15 protein-coding genes are annotated in these 16,686 nt (G+C 52.4%); 5 read left to right on the top strand and 10 right to left on the bottom strand.

The window, feature by feature from the left end; genetic code table 11:
* The first annotated feature begins 67 nt into the window (after positions 1-67).
* The 3 genes from trxB to amrS are packed head-to-tail and all read left to right on the top strand — an operon-like array spanning position 68 to position 3,245.
* A complete protein-coding gene (trxB, locus tag I2E77_RS04585; RefSeq protein ID WP_207738185.1) occupies positions 68-988 on the top strand; it encodes a thioredoxin-disulfide reductase in 921 nt (306 codons plus the stop codon).
* Positions 989-1,035: 47 nt separating this feature from the next.
* Positions 1,036-2,421 (top strand): AmmeMemoRadiSam system protein A, encoded by a 1,386-nt coding sequence (amrA, locus tag I2E77_RS04580; RefSeq protein ID WP_195450700.1) that lies wholly within the window; start codon positions 1,036-1,038, stop codon positions 2,419-2,421.
* The gene (gene amrS, locus I2E77_RS04575; RefSeq protein ID WP_195450699.1) at positions 2,418-3,245 is read left to right on the top strand and encodes an AmmeMemoRadiSam system radical SAM enzyme; all 828 of its coding nucleotides are present in this window, start codon (positions 2,418-2,420) and stop codon (positions 3,243-3,245) included. Before amrA ends, amrS begins: the two co-directional genes overlap by 4 nt.
* A gap of 333 nt (positions 3,246-3,578) precedes the next feature.
* Here amrS and I2E77_RS04570 read toward each other — a convergent pair whose 3' ends face one another.
* Complete coding sequence (locus I2E77_RS04570; protein ID WP_087230843.1) at positions 3,579-4,043, bottom strand: manganese catalase family protein; 465 nt, start codon at positions 4,041-4,043, stop codon at positions 3,579-3,581.
* A 167-nt stretch (positions 4,044-4,210) separates the two neighbouring features.
* On the opposite strand from I2E77_RS04570, the gene I2E77_RS04565 reads away from it, so the two are divergent.
* A complete protein-coding gene (locus I2E77_RS04565; RefSeq protein WP_195450698.1) occupies positions 4,211-4,504 on the top strand; it encodes a hypothetical protein in 294 nt (97 codons plus the stop codon).
* On the top strand, positions 4,501-6,093 hold the full coding sequence (locus I2E77_RS04560; RefSeq protein ID WP_243252523.1) for a recombinase family protein: 1,593 nt from the start codon (positions 4,501-4,503) through the stop codon (positions 6,091-6,093). The genes I2E77_RS04565 and I2E77_RS04560 overlap by 4 nt, the downstream gene beginning before the upstream one ends.
* A gap of 245 nt (positions 6,094-6,338) precedes the next feature.
* Here the strand turns inward: I2E77_RS04560 and I2E77_RS04555 are convergent, their stop codons facing one another.
* Genes I2E77_RS04555 through I2E77_RS04515 form a run of 9 tightly spaced genes read right to left on the bottom strand, consistent with a single transcriptional unit; the run spans position 6,339 to position 16,679 of the window.
* A complete protein-coding gene (locus I2E77_RS04555) occupies positions 6,339-7,652 on the bottom strand; it encodes a UDP-glucose dehydrogenase family protein (RefSeq protein ID WP_195450696.1) in 1,314 nt (437 codons plus the stop codon).
* A gap of 13 nt (positions 7,653-7,665) precedes the next feature.
* Positions 7,666-8,850, bottom strand: a complete 1,185-nt coding sequence (locus I2E77_RS14150) for a glycosyltransferase (RefSeq protein WP_195450695.1) — start codon at positions 8,848-8,850, stop codon at positions 7,666-7,668.
* Complete coding sequence (locus I2E77_RS04545) at positions 8,819-9,652, bottom strand: glycosyltransferase family A protein (RefSeq protein WP_195450694.1); 834 nt, start codon at positions 9,650-9,652, stop codon at positions 8,819-8,821. The genes I2E77_RS14150 and I2E77_RS04545 overlap by 32 nt, the downstream gene beginning before the upstream one ends.
* Before the next feature lie 11 nt (positions 9,653-9,663).
* On the bottom strand, positions 9,664-10,479 hold the full coding sequence (locus I2E77_RS04540; RefSeq protein ID WP_195450693.1) for a glycosyltransferase family 2 protein: 816 nt from the start codon (positions 10,477-10,479) through the stop codon (positions 9,664-9,666).
* Positions 10,476-11,744, bottom strand: coding sequence for an O-antigen ligase family protein (locus I2E77_RS04535; RefSeq protein ID WP_195450692.1), 1,269 nt, complete (start codon positions 11,742-11,744; stop codon positions 10,476-10,478). The genes I2E77_RS04540 and I2E77_RS04535 overlap by 4 nt, the downstream gene beginning before the upstream one ends.
* A gap of 2 nt (positions 11,745-11,746) precedes the next feature.
* The gene (locus I2E77_RS04530) at positions 11,747-13,306 is read right to left on the bottom strand and encodes a lipopolysaccharide biosynthesis protein (RefSeq protein ID WP_195450691.1); all 1,560 of its coding nucleotides are present in this window, start codon (positions 13,304-13,306) and stop codon (positions 11,747-11,749) included.
* Positions 13,307-13,321: 15 nt separating this feature from the next.
* Positions 13,322-14,323 carry a glycosyltransferase family 2 protein gene (locus tag I2E77_RS04525; protein WP_195450690.1) on the bottom strand — a complete coding sequence of 334 codons (1,002 nt, stop codon included), beginning with the start codon at positions 14,321-14,323 and terminating at the stop codon, positions 13,322-13,324.
* Entirely contained in the window at positions 14,320-15,450 is a 1,131-nt protein-coding gene (locus I2E77_RS04520; protein ID WP_195450689.1) for a glycosyltransferase family 2 protein, read from the bottom strand. Before I2E77_RS04520 ends, I2E77_RS04525 begins: the two co-directional genes overlap by 4 nt.
* A gap of 59 nt (positions 15,451-15,509) precedes the next feature.
* Positions 15,510-16,679 carry a CDP-glycerol glycerophosphotransferase family protein gene (locus I2E77_RS04515; RefSeq protein ID WP_195450688.1) on the bottom strand — a complete coding sequence of 390 codons (1,170 nt, stop codon included), beginning with the start codon at positions 16,677-16,679 and terminating at the stop codon, positions 15,510-15,512.
* Positions 16,680-16,686: the final 7 nt, after the last annotated feature.

The following is a 16,686-nucleotide window of genomic DNA, read 5'->3' as shown; positions in this document are numbered from 1 at the left end:
ATGGGATATACTTATTTTATGGGCTTGAGAATCCCAATCAAGCGATTCAAGAAAAGGAGGAATTCTTTTGGGTCAGTATGATGTGATCGTCATAGGCGGTGGCCCGGCTGGGTATACAGCGGCGCTTTATTGCGCGAGGGCTGCACTTTCCACTTTGGTTCTGGAGGCGATGGCTCCTGGCGGCCAGATGGGCACGACCGACCAGATCGACAACTATCCAGGGTTTGCCGATGGCATCAACGGCTTTGAACTCGCCATGAATATGCAGAAACAAGCGGAACGCTTTGGGGCCGAGAGCGTCTTTGCCCAGGTTTCTTCTATGGATTTGAAAGGGCCGGAGAAAAAAATTTATACCGAAGAGGGGGATACGTATACGTGCCGTGCGGTGATCCTCGCTTTGGGCGCTTCCCCGAGGGAGTTGGGGCTGCCGGAGGAACGTACTCTCCGTGGACGAGGAGTCTCGTACTGCGCCACCTGTGACGGTATGTTTTACAAAGAAAAAACAGTCGTTGTGGTTGGCGGCGGGGATACCGCTGCTGCGGATACGGTTTTTCTATCTAAGATATGTAAGAAAATTTATTTGGTGCATCGCCGGGATACATTGCGCGCATCGAAGGCATATCTAAAGCCGCTTGAGGCCTGCGAGAATGTAGAATTTGTTTGGGATTCTGTAGTGGAAGCAATTTTGGCGGACGGAAACGTGACCGGGGTTCGTGTGAAAAATAAAAAGACCGGCGAAACACGCGAAATTGCTTGCGATGGTATTTTTGTTGCAGTTGGAAATATCCCCAATACAGCGCTTGTAGCAGACGCGGTGAAGCTTACGCCAAATGGATATATTGATGCAGGAGAGACAACGGAGACGAATTTGCCCGGTGTATTTGCGGCGGGTGACGTCCGTCAAAAAGTTTTGCGGCAGGTGGTTACGGCGGTGGCCGACGGAGCAGTAGCTTCCCATATGGCGGAAGAATATTTGAGCGGAATCTAATCGGAAAACGAGGGGTGTTTGCACCATATAAAGAGAGGTGTGTGTAGATGTCCATTGTTGGCGCCTTTATTGTTCCCCATCCGCCGATTATTCTCCCGGGGGTCGGAAAAGGAGAGGAAAAGGACATTCAAAAAACTATTGATGCCTACCGGAAAGTTGCCCAGTGCATTGCGGACTTCAAGCCGGAGACTATTGTGCTGACTTCTCCGCATTCGGTCATGTATGCCGATTATTTTCACATTTCTCCCGGAGAAAGCGCGTGGGGAGATATGCGCCAATTCGGTGCGCCAGATGTCGAAATCGGTGTGGAGTACGATACAGAATTTGTGCAGGAGCTCTCCAGCCAAGCGAAGGAACAGAACCTGCCTGCGGGGACAATGGGAGAACGCAAAAGGGCGTTGGATCATGGGACGCTGATTCCCCTCTATTTTTTGAATATGTGTTATACCGATTACCGATTGGTGCGCATCGGGCTTTCCGGTTTATCGCCGCTGGATCATTACCGGCTTGGCAAATGTATCGCGCAGGCAGCGGAATCCCTCGACCGGCGTGTGGTGTTTATCGCCAGCGGGGACCTATCCCACCGGTTGAAAGAAGATGGCCCCTATGGATATACACCCGAAGGGCCGGAATTTGATGCACAGGTCACAAATGCGATGATGCGGGGAGATTTTTTGCGTTTCCTAGAATTCGATGAAGCTTTCTGTGAAACGGCGGCGGAGTGTGGGTTGCGTTCGTTTCAGGTGATGGCGGGAGCGCTGGATGGAAAAGCGGTCAAATCGGAACTGCTCTCCTATGAAGGCACCTTTGGCGTTGGATATGGCGTCGCTTCTTTTTGGGTTGCAGGGGAGGACGAAAGCCGCCGCTTTGGGGAGCAATACGAAAAAAGGCAGCGAGCCTTCCTAGACCAGGCAAAGCAGAAGGAAGATGCCTATGTCCGCCTTGCGAGGAAGGCGCTGGAAACATATGTCCGAACGGGAGAACGAATCAAGCGGCCGCTGGAAGCGCCTGCGGAGATGTGTTCACAGGCGGCGGGGGTGTTTGTTTCCCTGAAAAAGGACGGACAACTGCGCGGCTGCATCGGAACCATTGAACCGGAAACGGTGTGTGTTGCGGACGAGATCATCGAAAATGCGATTTCCGCAGGCACACACGATCCACGGTTCCATTCGGTGGCCGAAGAGGAACTGGGCCAACTGCTGTACAGTGTGGATGTGCTTGGAAAGCCAGAACGAGTGGCATCCGTTGCGGAACTGGATGCAAAACGATATGGAGTGATCGTTTCCAAAGGTTGGAAGCGAGGCCTGCTGTTGCCAAATCTGGACGGAGTCAATACGCCGAAACAGCAGATTTCCATTGCCCTCAAGAAAGCGGGAATTCGTCCTTCGGAGGAGTATACGATCGAGCGCTTCGAGGTGACCCGGCACAAATGAAAAAGACATGTGAACTTTGTCCGCACCGCTGTGAGCTCGAAGAAGGGCAAACCGGTTTTTGCAGGGCGCGCCAAAATCGGGATGGGCAGATTATATCCATCAACTATGGAAAGGTCACTGCACTTGCACTGGATCCCATTGAGAAAAAACCGTTGCGGCATTTTTATGCTGGCAAAAATATTCTATCCGTGGGAAGCTTTGGCTGCAACCTGCGGTGCCCGTACTGCCAGAATCATACCATTTCTATGGCGAACGAAGTGCAGGCTGTTTCCTGTTATATCTCTCCGGAAGAACTGGTAGCGTGTGCGTTAGAGCGAATTCCCGATGGCAACATTGGAATCGCTTATACGTACAACGAACCTCTGATTGGCTATGAGTATGTCCGTGATTGTGCAATGCTTGCGAAGGAAAAGCAGCTAAAAAATGTCGTTGTCACCAATGGCTGCATTGCGGAGGAAGCCTTTCAAAAATTGCTCCCTTGGATTGATGCTTGGAACATTGATTTAAAGGGTTTCAAAAATGCTTCTTACGGACAGCTTTGTGGAGACTTGGAAGTTGTAAAGCGGAACATTGTATCAGCGGCGGCCCAGGGGCATGTGGAAATTACGACCTTGATTGTCCCGCAAAGAACCGATACGGAAGAGGAAATCAGAGAGCTTTCCTCGTGGCTTAGCAGTGTGGATTGCAAAATCCCGCTGCATATTACGCGCTTTTTTCCGCAGTATCGTATGCAGGACTGTTTGGCTACACCGGTCTCCACGGTATATCGTCTGGCAGATGTGGCTAGAAAGTATCTGGAGTATGTCTATGAAGGAAACTGTTAAAATGCGCAATTTAAGCATTAAAATGAGAAGCCTCCGGTCTTAGAATCGAAAGATCGGAGGCTTTTTGGATGATCCAAAACCGTTTATACTTACAAATGTAGGAGGAATGTATGGGATTAAGAGTGCTGAAGCCTTGTTTTGAAGATTTTCCCTTTTATCGCATGTAAACGCCGATGGTCTTCCTGTTTAATAGATTGTTTTATGTGGGGGAAGAATGGAGAAGATTCAAAAGAAAACCCCGAAGGGTTTCAGCCCATCGGGGAAATAGACGTCCTGCATCCTTCGACGGTGCTGCCCGTATCGAACACACACCCTTCCACAATATGCCCACATTTATTTCTTATCGAACGAGGGGTTAAAGGCATAGAAGTTTTTCGAATTCAAATTGTCGGTTGCAATGCGCAATCCCTCTCCGAAGCGCTGATAATGGACAATTTCGCGGGCGCGCAGGAACTTAATCGGATCACGGACATCCGGGTCATCCGCATACCGAAGGATGTTATCGTACGTCAAGCGTGCTTTCTGTTCGGCGCTCAAATCTTCGTGGAGATCTGCTAGGACATCCCCTGTCACGGCAAATGTATTGGCGGAGAATGCTTCGCCGCTTGCCGCCTGGGGATAGACGCCCGTCGTGTGGTCGACAAAATACGTATCGAATCCGGCTTTTTTGATCTGTTCGGTGGTCAGGCCGCGCGTTAGCTGATAGACAATGGTGCTGACCATCTCTAAGTGTGCCAGTTCTTCGGTACCTATTGGAGAGTCACAGTGGCACACAAAAAAGAAAACTTGGCCCCACATGAAGGTTACAGGCGAGAGGGGCACGGATATGGGAGATTATAAAATAAGAACCGCTGCCGTGTTTATATCTTCATCTGATACGGAACGGTTCTGTCCCAAAAAGAAACCGGCGGACAGGCAAGGCAATCCATCTTCCCTCATAAACATTTATGAGGGGAGGTCAGATAATGAAGGATAGAGCGATTTTTTTGGAATGTACGGAGAAGATGGAAGATGACAAAAAAACCACACCAGAATTCGATCTGCTGTATCGGAAGGCGGTTTTGCTTTCCCTGAGAGAACGGAACTTTTTGAATGACATGCAAGTGCAACTTTGCCTAGAGAAGCTCGCACATTCCATTGGGTCAGATGAAAACACCCTGTTCCTGGTTGGTCCGGAAGCAGAATGGCAATATGTGGATTCCTATGTGGAGTATCGGACGGTGGCAGAAAAGAACGCCAAGAAGGAAAACCAACGATGAAGGTCGCTGTATATTGCCGTGTTTCAACAGACAAGGACGATCAGATAAACTCCTTTGAGAGCCAGCAGAAATTTTTCCGCGAATATATCGACCGGCAACCGAATTGGGAACTGTATGAAGTTTACGCAGACGAGGGGATCACAGGGACGAGTACGAAAAAGCGGACCGCCTTTAACCGGATGATCCACGACGCCCTTTTGGGCCGTTTTGACTTGGTGATTACCAAGGAGATTTCCCGCTTTGCCCGCAATACACTGGACAGCATCTACTATACCCGGCAGTTGAAGCAGCGGGGGGTGGGGGTTTTCTTTTTAAACGACCAGATCAACACCTTGAAAGAGGAATCGGAATTGCTCCTGGCAATTAAATCCACAATGGCACAAGAGGAGAGCCGTTCCACCAGTTCCCGCGTCAAATGGGGACAGACCCGGCGCATGGAACAGGGCGTGGTGTTTGGCCGCTCGCTGTTGGGATATGATGTGAGGGATGGAAAAATGACCGTCAATCCCCAAGGCGCGGAAATCGTCCGGCTGATTTTCCATAAATACGTCCATGAAGGAAAGGGAACCACCGTCATCGCCCGTGAATTGCGAGAATCGGGTTACAAAACCCTCACGGGCAGTCCCAACTGGCGGAACACCGTCATTCTAAAAATTTTACGAAATGAGAAATACTGCGGAGACCTGAAGCAGAAAAAAACCTTTACTCCAGACTATTTAACCCATCAAAAAAAGTACAACCACGGCGAAGAAACATTTGTATTGATCCAGGATCACCATGAGCCGATCATTGGCCGGGAACTGTGGGAAGAGGCCCAGCGGGAGATTGCCCGCCGAAATCTGAATGGAAACACCGGCGCCGGCCATGGGAACCGCTATCCGCTATCCGGTAAGATTCAGTGCAGTGTATGCGGAAAAAGCTTTGTTTCACGCACTCGGGAGCGGAAAGACGGGAGCAGATATAAGGCGTGGCGGTGCGGCACCGCTGTTGCGGAGGGCAAACGGCATCTGGATCCGGTGGGGCATTTGGCAGGGTGCGATGTAGGGTATCAAATTCGGGATGAAGTGGGGATGGAGATGGTGCGCCGATCGGTGAACATGTTGCAGATCGACAACGATATGGTAATCGATGACATCACCCGAATTGTGTTGGAGGCGATCCAGGATTCTCAAAGCAGCGATCACAGAGCCATCGAGAAATTAGAAAAAGAGCGAACACAACTGAAAGAAAAAAAGAAAGGGGTGCTGGACGCTTTCTTTACAAAGAGCATCTCCGAAGATGATATGAAATTGATGAACGCCGAATACGATCGCCGTATGGCGGAGCTGACCGAAAGAATTGTGGATTCCAAAGAAAAAGAGGGCAGTGGCATTGATAGAACCGTATTGGAACACGATATCCGCCGTAGAATAGGGGAGATCGTAAGCGGGAAAACTGCTTCGGACAGTTTCTATGGCTATCTGCTTGACCATCTTATCGCCTACCCGGGCCGGCGCGTGGAGGTGCATTTGAAAGGATTGCCCACAACATGGACGTATGTATTGGAGAACCCTAAAGGCATCGGATGTTGTACAAAAAATGATTCCTAAATGCTCTGTAAAGAAAGACGGCATCTTTTAATAGAATCAGAAGAAAACGTGTCGCGGGAAAGCCTTACGGGCCTCCTTTGTGCAATTGTGAATAGTTTTATGAAAGCGGAACGTAGATGAAGGGGATAGAAAAGCAATTTGAGACTTATTGGAGAGGACAAAAGATCCCTTATTATCACAAGAAAATGGCGCCGGAAAATTCCAGCGCCATTTTTACCTGTATTTGAAAAACGCTATCCGGCGTTTCATCCACGGTTTAGATTGAAAATCGTCCTGCGGCCAATGCTGTGATAAATCACCGGTTCCTGCTCCATGCGTGCGAGCGCATAGCAGTTGCGCCCGTCGATAATAATCGCTTGGCGCATTTCCTTCGAAAAGAGCGAGACATCCAAATTTTTAATCTCCGGCCATTCGGTGAAAATAAAGCATACATCTGCGCCGTCCAGGGTACTTTCAATGGAGTCACAGTATGTGATGTCGCCCAATGCGCGCTTCTTGAAGTTCTCCATGCCGACGGGGTCCCACGCTTTGACATGCGCCCCGTCGTCCAGCATGATGGGAATATTGACCAGGGAGGGCGCTTCCCGCAGATCGTCGGTGCCAGGCTTGAACGTGAGGCCCAAAACAGCGATCGTCAGCCCTTCCAAACTGTCGAAGTACTTGCGGGCGATCTTGATCGGCTTGAGTTTCTGGTTTTCGTTGACCTCGATGGCTGCCTTGATGGTCTTGATCTCATAATCGTGGAAATTGGCGAGCCAGTGCAGCGCTTTGGTGTCCTTTGGAAAACAACTGCCGCCGTACCCGATACCCGCCTGCAAAAATTTGTTCCCGATGCGGGAATCGTAACCCATCCCGCGCGTGACGTCGTCGATGTCCGCACCCACCAGCTCGCAGAGCAGGGCGATTTCATTGACATAGGAGATTTTCAAGGCCAGAAAATCGTTGGAGGCGTATTTAATCATCTCCGCGCTTTTTCGATTTGTCACGAGAATCGGGGCATCAAATTCTTGATACATGGCTTTCAAAAGCTCGCCGGTTTCCGGTTCCTCCACGCCGATGACAATACGGGAGGCGTGCAAGGTGTCCCGTACTGCGGTCCCCTGGGCCAAAAATTCCGGGTTAGAGGCCACATGGATGTGTATGGATGAGTCGCTTTTGGCATTTAACAGCGCTTCCACCTTGTCGTTTGTCCCGATGGGGACAGTCGATTTTACTACGACAACGCAGTCCCGCGTGACGCTGTGGGCGATCTGCTCCGCAACTGCGTAGACATAAGAGAGATTGGCGCTGCCGTCCTTTTTTTCTGGGGTTCCCACGCCGATGATAATGACGTCCTTATCCGCGTAGGCAGCCTTATAGTCCGTTGTATACGTAAGCCGGTCGCGGTTCTTGTTCATTAGCTCCGAGAGCCCTTCCTCATAGATGGGGGAAACGCCCTGCTGCATCAATGCGACCTTCGCTTCGTCCACATCGACGCATGTGACAAAGTGGCCGTGTTCCGCCAGACAAACGCCGGTCACTAAGCCGACGTAGCCGGTTCCGGCAACTGCTATTTTCATGGTATCCCGCCTTTCAGATTTCCTGTTCCTTCATTACGGCGTTCCATTGCCGCATGGCCTCCCCGTTGTGATACGTTTTGAGGGAGAGCTCTTCCCGCTTTTCCTGAAGCGCTTCACGATGGCGGCAAATCTCCTGCAAGCTATGGACGATCGCCGCTGTGGTGTTCTCGCAGACCCATCCCGCCCGATCGTCCAGGATCATCTCCTGCACGGAGGCCGTCCTTGTGGCGAGGATGGGCACGCCCAAGCATTTTGCCTCGGTAAAAACGAGGGGCGCTGCTTCGTGATAAGAGGGGAGCAAAAAGAGATCCGCCTGTTTCATAAACCGGTAGGGATTTTGCTGCATGCCGTAAAACGTGACCCGTCCGGCAATCCCAAGCTGTGCCGCCCGCTTTTCAAGGGCCTGCCGCTCAGCACCATCACCGACGATATGATACTGGATGGGAATGCCTGCATCCACACAGGCTCGGATAGCATCCAGCGCCCGTTCAATCCCTTTTTCCTTGTTCAGCCGCGCTACGGTGATGACATGGATTTGATCGCGCGGGTAGGCGATGGGGTTTTGGGAGGCCAAAGCCCAGATCTCGTGAAAGCGATGAAAATTTGATACAACAGAAACCCGGTCCCGCAAGTCTGGAAAGGCCTTGACAAATTGTTCCCGGCACCCCTTGGAACAGGCGATGATTTGATCGAATTGTCCATAGAGTTTCCCCGTGGCCGCGGTGCAGCTTCCGTTGTGCAGGACATCGGCATGCACCATCGCAATCTTTTTGGCTGCCCGGATGCGATACAATACGATTTCATTTGTCCCTCCGTAGAACACCCGCGGCGGTTCGCTGTGCATGCAGGAGATGGCGACGTCATAGGGCCCCAGCCGTTTTTGGGCATGGGATAAAATTCGCAGAAGAAGCGAATTGCCAGTGATCCTGCATAGAGCGGCAAAAAGGGAACGGATGCAAAAGAGCAGGCGGTTTTCCCGCCACAGCTCTTTTTGACTCATACCAAGTATACGCAATATTGGGGAGCAGTGCAAGACTTGAATTCCCTTTGAGAGCTGCGCTTTGTATTCGCCGGTATCGCTCATGAGCAGCAGTGTGACCGCATATTGGTCTTTGATGTGGGAGAGCAGGCTCAAAAGGCTTTTTTGAATGCCGCCGCTATGTAGGTTATTGTTGACGAAGATCAGCCGTTTTTTCACATGGGACCCCCTCAGAGTACTTTCCAAGATATTCCTGTATGCCGCCCTTCATGGCATGATATGCCTTCCAAAAAGGGAGACCATCGGTCCGGAAGGAGGGATGCCGGACCAAAAAGGCCAGGCAAAACGGTTTTGCCAACCGCGGGAAAAGATGGGCGAACAGGGCGCCTTTGTCGTGAAAGAATTTTTGCGTATACCCATCGAACCAGGTGGAATCCTGGTGGGAAACTTCGCCTAAAAAGATGGGGCATGCATAAATTTTGAGGCCATGCCGGAGACAGTCGTGCAAAAAGATGCAGTCCTCCCCGGAGCCATACCGGGCGCCACCGCCAAACAGAAGAGAGAAAGCGATGTTGGCGCGGCGGACGCGCTCGGTACGGACCGCGATCCGATAGGTCCCATAGCGGAGCGAGTTGTACCAGCGGACCCGTTTCCATTTCGGGATGATATACTCCTCGCGCGTCTTATTTTTGCAGTGAAAATTAAAAAGGAGGACGTCCGCCTCCGGGTGTTTGGAGAATTCCGTGAGAATTTTTTCCGCATAGTGGTCATCATAGCGGACATCGTCATCCGCAAACAGGCAAATATCCGCATTGGCGCGCATCCAGATGTGGTTCCGGTTTAAACCAACGCCGCGTTCCCGGCAGGAATAAACCTGGACGTCATACCCGTGGAAAGAGAATGTTTCCACCTCGTATCGGCCGCATTGATTTCCGATGATGGCGTCGCTGCGGATTTGCATTTGGCCCAGCAGGCGATGGCCGCTTTGTCCCTGTGTGGCGATGAGAACTTGTAACCGCATGGAAACCTCCTTTATTCTTGCAACAGCCGCCGAAGCTTATGAATGGTGAGCATCAGCGGGCGAAGATATGTTTTCAACCGGTTTGGAAAGGAATCCATTCCCCAGACGCGCAGCTTTTCCAGGAGATAGCCCGAGAGCTGTAGATTCGCCCGGTATTTGTCGAGCAACCCCAGGCCGCGCCGGGTCAACCCAGTTGGCGTTTGGACATAAAAATAGACGGCGTCCATGCTCAACAATACACTCTGCGCCCGGGTATAGACTTCCAGGGAGAAGGCGGCGTCCTCCGCTGTCTTCATGCCGGTGGGGAAGGTCAAGCCGGCGAGCAGTTCACGCGGATACAGGGTGGCCCAGACCGCGTTAAAGCGGATGGACGAGAGAAAGTACGGATAAATTTGCTCTGTAAACGCAGCCTTTGGCAGGAAAACTTCCTCCGTGAACGAGTCGATCGGTTCCTGGATGCGCCCGTCCGGATAGACCAGCTGGTAAGAAAAGCGGACAAGGTCCGCGCCGCTCTCCCGCTGCTTTTGGACAACGCGTTCCACACAATCGCACCCGAGAAAATCGTCTGCATCCACGAAGAGGAGAAAGTCGCCGGCCGCCCGTTGCAGGCCCATGTTCCGGGCAGCAGCTACGCCGCTGTGCGTTTGGCAAAGAAGGTGAATCCGTCCGCGGTACGGTTCCAATACCGATCTGGTCCTGTCGGAGGAACCGTCGTCAATCACAAGAATTTCCAAACAGGGATAGGTTTGCGTCAATAAGCTGTCTAGGCACCGGGCGATGGTGACTTCCCCGTTGTAGACCGGGACGATGATGGATACCTTTTTCAATCCCCTTCCTCCTTTCGAAGAGGTTCTCGACTTGGCAGGAAAGGCTGGGACAACAATGTACCGCCTTTCTGGAGATCAGCCATTTCCGGCGGGGCAAAGCTCATGGCGCACATCATAAAGACATTCAAATACTGCTTATGCGTGTAAAGACTCAGGGACAGAGAAAAGCCCCATACGGCGACCAATCCGCAGGAAAATAGCGGATTCCTGCGAAGATTGCGAAAGAAACACGCCCCCATCAAAGCGGCGTACAAGAACAGGCCGATCAACCCTTGATCGAACAAGGTTTGAATCCATTGGTTGTGCGCATAGGTATTTTGGAATCCGGCGGCCGTCATGTGCGGGATGGTTGAGCAGATGCCGAAACCATGTATCAGGGAAGAGGCGTCGGAACACACCTGGGTGAGCAGATAGGACCAGATGGGGAACCGTCCGCTGCCTTGATCCTCCCAGATTTGCGCGGGACTATAGCGCTGCCGTACAGCCTCGGGGAGAAGGGGCAACACGATAAAAAGAATGACCAGCGCGACCAGAAGCAATAGCAACAGTGCGGAGAGTCTTGCCTTTGGACTGCGTATAGCGAGAAAAATAAACGCCAACACTCCGGCCAAGATCGCGGCGAGCCCACCGCGGGAGCCGGTGCGGAGAATGGCATAGAACACCAGAATCAAATAGGGAACGGTTAAAAACCGGAATTTGGTTTTCCGGGTCAACGATTCCAAAGCAAACAGCATGGGAAAGATGAAGTACATACAGAAAAAATTTGGGTCCTCTTCGGAGCCAAGTACCACGATGACAGTCCGGCCGCCGTCGATGGTTTTCTCGCTGAACAGGCAAAGGAGCATACAAATCAACCCCACCAACAGCCAGATCCGGGAGAAGAGACGGCGTTCTGCCTGGTTGTAAACGCGGCACGTCGCCAACAGGGTGACAAGCAGTGCAAGCGAAACGTCTTTGACGACGGTGGCACTCTCCGGTCCCCGGTAGAAGAGAAGGGTTCCCGCCATAAACAGGAGCTGCAATGTGTAGAACAGGTGCACACTGTTCAGGCATATTTTGCGGCTTTGGGGCAGAAGCCGGTACAGCGCCAGAAAACCGGCGATGGGAAATGTAACGGCCTTCAAAGCGGACATGCCGGGAAGCAGCGTGATAAAGGTGAGTGGAAGGCAGAGATAATAAAGGCCGACCAGCCAAGCGTCTGCATGAATGGTCTCAGCCTCCTTTTGAACGTCTTTTCCCGTTTGGTAGAGAGGTTCCATTTGCATGTTCAGGCCATTCCTCCTTTTTCGCCGGTTGCTCGGGATTTGTTGGATTTGTAGCGGTTCCTTGAATCGTAGAAGACCTGCCGCAGGGCGCGAAAGGAATCGGTCCGGCAGAATAGGAGAAAATTGCTTCCCAGGGAAAAGCCAGCGGCAAGGAATCCCTTGAGCACAAAGTCAGCGATTGCAACGCCGGTGGCGATCCAGCTACAAAGCCCATAGGCACAGCCGGTCAATGCCAGGGTGAGCGCCAGATAGAGTCCCAATTGCAGAAAGAGTTTTCTGCATGGCCTGTGAAGGAAACGGCGATAGAACAAAAGAATTTTTAGGACAAACTGGATGGCATATGTACAGGTCGTCCCGATCAAAATGCCCAACATACCGATTTCCTTTCCCAGAACGAAGGAGACCACCAAATTGACAGTAGAACCGGCGATCGAGATGTATTTGTCCCGCTTGAATAGACCGGAGGCGCTGAGCATGTTCCAGACAGGGATGCGCATGGTCGCCAAGAAAAAGTTGAGTACACAGACGCATACTACAGGGAAATCCAGCACCATCTCATTGCCGAATACAAGCGTGATGAATGGGTCCAGAAGGCAAAGGAGGCAGGTGCAGCAAAACGACGCAATCCCATACATCAGAAACAGCAACCGCCGCAGCACAACATCCACATGTGCTTTTGACCCGGTGGCCAGCAAATTCCCGATGCTGCCGCTCATCGCCGCGGAGAGCTGGTTGACCACATTGGTCAGCGTATTGAGAACAATGGTGTAGTTGGAATAGAGCCCCACCTGGATGGTGCCTACCAGTGCGGAGATCAGAAGGTTATCTGTTGAGCTGGTGATGGTCCACGAGAGCTTCCCAATAAACAGGTCGCGCACATTGCGGAAAATCTTTTTCCGGCGTTCTCTAGGAAGCTGCGCGCGGGAGCGAAGAAGTTCGGGATACAGCCGGTCCACCCGCCGCGAAAGAGCGAGGTTATTCAAAATGCCGGTGATCAAAAGGAAGAACAGGTAACAAAGCAGTTCACGGGTTAGAAGCAGCACGGCAATGCCGCCAATCACGGAAACGATCCGAAAGACCAGATCTACAATGGTAATGACATATTGCTTTTGATCGGCGGAAAGAAGGGACCGCTTGTACGAGAAGAGATAGGACGACGCGGTCTGCGCCAAAAAGAGCAGAAACACCGCCGTCACATAGGAGTGGCTGTAGTGTACGCCTTTCACCAGATACGGAAGAAACGGAACCAGCAACAGGCCCGCGCCTGTCATCACCAAGGCGATGCCCCGGTAGACGTTCCGATAGAACCGCATCAAGCGGCAGATTTCTTCCCAATCCCCGTTGGCCAGCGGTGTGTACATGTGGTAGATGATCACAGAACCGACGCCCATCTCTGTAAGAGAGAGCAGGGAAAGGACGTTGGTCAACAGGCCGTTGAGCCCAACGCCGCTGACGCCGATGGTCTGAAGCATCACTCTGCGGGACAAAAGCCCCAACACGCAGAGGACGGCCTGCTGCAAGATTCCCCAGAGCGCATTCCGAATGGTCGCTTGTGTCCGCATGCTGTCCCTCCGTGTTCAGTCGTTTCGGTGTTTCCAGGTGAAATACCACATCCGCAGATAAAGCCTTCCATACTGCTTTTTACACATATACCGGTAAACAGCGGAGGTTTCGCCGAAATCCCGGGTGGGAAGATCGTCCAGAAAGGCCTGCACGATTTCTTTCATCCGGGCGTATCGCTGCCAGTGCGAGCGTTTTCCATGGGGGTTAAAGAGAAACCAAATGCTCTGGAAGGTTTTATAGTAGTAATCCTGGAAGAGTTTTTCGCGTACACGCTGGTTTTCTGGGTTCCAACCGAGTACCAGCTCGATGATCCGGCGGGAAGAGCGCTGGATGATTGGAAAGTAATCATACGTCACCTTTTGAAAAAGCCGCGCGTGGTCGTTGGCGAAATAGCGGTATAAAATATCGGGGATGAAATAGACGTCCTTCATGACGGCGGCATATTCCGCAAGAAAGACTTCATCCTGATTGCGGCGAAGGTCGGGAAACCGCACGCCGTGCTTCCGCACCGTTTCCGCGCGGAACAGTTTAAAGCATGCGGATTGAAAGATCCCCTGTTCCCCGAACATGAACATGTGCGGGTAAAAATCGTTGCGCACCTGTTCACCAGTTCGGTAGAGGTGGTCCGCCTTTGGGATCACGCGTTGGTTTTTGTTGTGGTCGTCCACGGCGAATCCGCCGACCACCAGATCGGCGCCGGTTTCCTCCGCTGCTTTTACAAGCAGGGAAATCGCGTTTGGAACAAGATAATCGTCTATATCGAAAAAGTGGAAATAATCGCCCCGGGCCAAATCCATTCCCAAATTGCGGGCGGGGCCTGCTCCACGGTTGGCGGTGTGATAAACGCGGATGCGGTTGTCCCGGCCCGCTTCGCGTTCGCAGGCCGCGCCGCTGCCGTCGGTCGAACCATCGTCGATCAAAATCAGCTCGATGTTTGGATAGGTCTGCTCCTTCAGGCATTGGACGCCGGAAGCGACAAACGCCTCCATGTTGTAGACAGGGACGATGATGCTCACCTGTTTCGTTGAAACCGCCTCCGTAAAAACCGGTCCTTCAAAAGGTCCTTCCGATGCATGACGCCGCCGTATACCCGAAGGACCCAGGGGTGCCGGTAGGCAAAGTTTAGAAGGGCAAACCGCCTTTTCCGCGCGCAGTTTAAGAGGAATTGCCGTTCGAGCCAGTAGTCGTCCAAGTTCAGATGTGCAAGGCTATAGGCGAAGAGTGGCTTTTTTAAAAGTGCTTGAAAGGCTGCCCGGCGTTGGCGCAAAGGCAGGGGATTGTCCGGATGGAAGATATGGAGCCGCATGGCGTCCAACAGAATTCCAATCACGCGGTAGCGGTAAAAGGCATCCAAAACATCCGCCTTTCCCGGGAAGAAGGCATCGATATGCGCGAGATTACGCTGCATCAGGAGTTCCATTCCGGGAAGGAAGTCGGGGTGATACCGGTTGCAGATGGAGTTCGGATGCGTCCGGTAGTAATACATCACTGTGGGAATATATGCGGCGGACCGGCAGGCGTGGTAAACCAGGGTGTTGAATAGGACGTCCTGGGATTTCTGCTGGCGCTCCGGAAACCACAACTGCTGTTCCAACAAAAAATCCCGCCGGTAGGCCTTTGCCCAAACAGAGGTATGGCGCACCTGCTGGAGGCGTGTGTCTGGCAACTGGCAAGGGACGCCGGACACGCAGGAGATGCAATAGGTTTCCAATACCTTTGGGGAAAGGTCCACGATGCGATTTTCCCCGCGGGGAACGGGTTGGGGCTTCCCGTGTTCGTACCCAGCGTAGCGGAAGAAGATAACGTCATAAAAGTGCTCTGGCAAAGACCGTGCGACCTCCGAAAACCAATCCGGCAGTTCGTCGTCTCCATCGACAAAGAACACCCACCGGCCCGCAGCTTCCCGGAGAATGGTATTGCGCACTTCGCAAATGCCCCGGTTTTCCGGAAAATGGATGGCGCGGACAAATGGGCTTTGCCCCGCGTATGCATCGCAGACCTCTCCGGACCCGTCACTGGAACCGTCGTCCACCAGGAGAATTTCGATTTCCTCCGACGCCTGCTTGCACACGCTGCCGAGGCAGGCGCACAGATATTCCCGGACGTTGTAGACGGCAACGCCTATGCTGACCAGCGGCCCCATGGATTTCCCTCCTTTGGCCGGACTTAAAAACCAATACCCTGCAATTGTTGGAAAGATCTCTACAGAAGCGCACGGATGGCAGAAACGGTGCGGGAACAGTGGTCGGTGCGGCGGGGTGGAAAGAACCCTTTGGCGCGCGCTCGATAGAGGGCGGGAACCCGCATGTTGTCCGCCAAGCGCTCCTTGATAAATTGCAGGACTTCATCGGGATTTCGGCAGACCGGGCCAAATCCGTCCTCCTCGAGATCGAAATAACCGCGCTGGTAATGGGTGGCGAAAAAATACGCCTCATCGAAGGCGTAATAGGCGAGCGGCTTTCCCAGGTAGGCAAAGTCGAAGAAGATGCTGGAATAATCCGTGATAAGGAGTTTGGATTCCAGCAGGAGCTGTTGGACATTCTGTGTGTTTGTAGCTTGGATTTTTATGCGGGGATGGACGCTGGAAAAGCAAGCGGCAAAGCGCTGCATTTCCGGATGAAGCTGGACGAGCAGCGTATAGTGATACTGCTCCAGCAATTCAGCCATCTGTGGATGCCGCAGGAGGGAATCGAAAAAATGGAAGTACGCGCTGGCTTGAAAGGCCTCCCGGCTGCAATCCCGCAGGGCAGCGCGCCAGGTGGGGAGGATGAGAATCTGCCGCTTCTCCGTGTGTTCCTGAAATAGATGGTCGTAGCGGCACAGGCCGATCGGCTGCACAACGCCCTGGGGATGCCCGTAGTGGTCTAAAATCGCTTGATATTCCCGCCCCGCGCTGCAAACAAACAGGTTCACGCGGATACGGGGATAGTACAGCGTTGGAATGTGGTTGAAAAGGATTCCGTGTTGAAGGAACACTTTGCGGCCGGGCACCAGCCTGTGGGAATCCAGCATTGTAAACAGATACATATGGGGAGAATAGCCCATGATGTGGGTACTGATTTTTACCTTTGCGCAGGCAAATGCCAGATAATGCGAAAAGCTGCCCGGCTCGATTGCCTTTCCCAACCGAATAATGTTTCCATAGTCCGGGCATTCACGGCCGATCAGATAGGCGGCATGGATCTCCGGATGCTTCTGCCGGACAAATTGAAAGAGAAAAAATGCGTTGTCCTGGGCGTCATATCCGCGCTCTGCGAAGAGCCAGAGATTCCTGTATGCGGGTGTATGACGGGCAAATATTCCAATGAGCAGCGCTAAGGCGTATCGGAGAAGCATCCCGGCATAGCGGATGTAGCGGCAGAATCGTTTCATAGGGTCC

The organism is Anaeromassilibacillus sp. 1001302B_160321_C8 (assembly GCF_015554745.1).
GTDB lineage: Bacteria > Bacillota > Clostridia > Oscillospirales > Acutalibacteraceae > Anaeromassilibacillus > Anaeromassilibacillus stercoravium.
This window is presented reverse-complemented; position numbering and strand designations above follow the sequence as displayed.

What these genes read in the sequence shown, in the direction of transcription:
- amrA (WP_195450700.1), top strand. Translation starts at nt 1,036, where the DNA reads ATGTCCATTGTTGGCGCCTTTATTGTTCCCCATCCGCCGATTATTCTC.
- amrS (WP_195450699.1), top strand. Translation starts at nt 2,418, where the DNA reads ATGAAAAAGACATGTGAACTTTGTCCGCACCGCTGTGAGCTCGAAGAA.
- I2E77_RS04570 (WP_087230843.1), bottom strand. Translation starts at nt 4,043, where the DNA reads ATGTGGGGCCAAGTTTTCTTTTTTGTGTGCCACTGTGACTCTCCAATA.
- I2E77_RS04565 (WP_195450698.1), top strand. Translation starts at nt 4,211, where the DNA reads ATGAAGGATAGAGCGATTTTTTTGGAATGTACGGAGAAGATGGAAGAT.
- I2E77_RS04560 (WP_243252523.1), top strand. Translation starts at nt 4,501, where the DNA reads ATGAAGGTCGCTGTATATTGCCGTGTTTCAACAGACAAGGACGATCAG.
- I2E77_RS04555 (WP_195450696.1), bottom strand. Translation starts at nt 7,652, where the DNA reads ATGAAAATAGCAGTTGCCGGAACCGGCTACGTCGGCTTAGTGACCGGC.
- I2E77_RS04545 (WP_195450694.1), bottom strand. Translation starts at nt 9,652, where the DNA reads ATGCGGTTACAAGTTCTCATCGCCACACAGGGACAAAGCGGCCATCGC.
- I2E77_RS04535 (WP_195450692.1), bottom strand. Translation starts at nt 11,744, where the DNA reads ATGCAAATGGAACCTCTCTACCAAACGGGAAAAGACGTTCAAAAGGAG.
- I2E77_RS04530 (WP_195450691.1), bottom strand. Translation starts at nt 13,306, where the DNA reads ATGCGGACACAAGCGACCATTCGGAATGCGCTCTGGGGAATCTTGCAG.
- I2E77_RS04520 (WP_195450689.1), bottom strand. Translation starts at nt 15,450, where the DNA reads ATGGGGCCGCTGGTCAGCATAGGCGTTGCCGTCTACAACGTCCGGGAA.
- I2E77_RS04515 (WP_195450688.1), bottom strand. Translation starts at nt 16,679, where the DNA reads ATGAAACGATTCTGCCGCTACATCCGCTATGCCGGGATGCTTCTCCGA.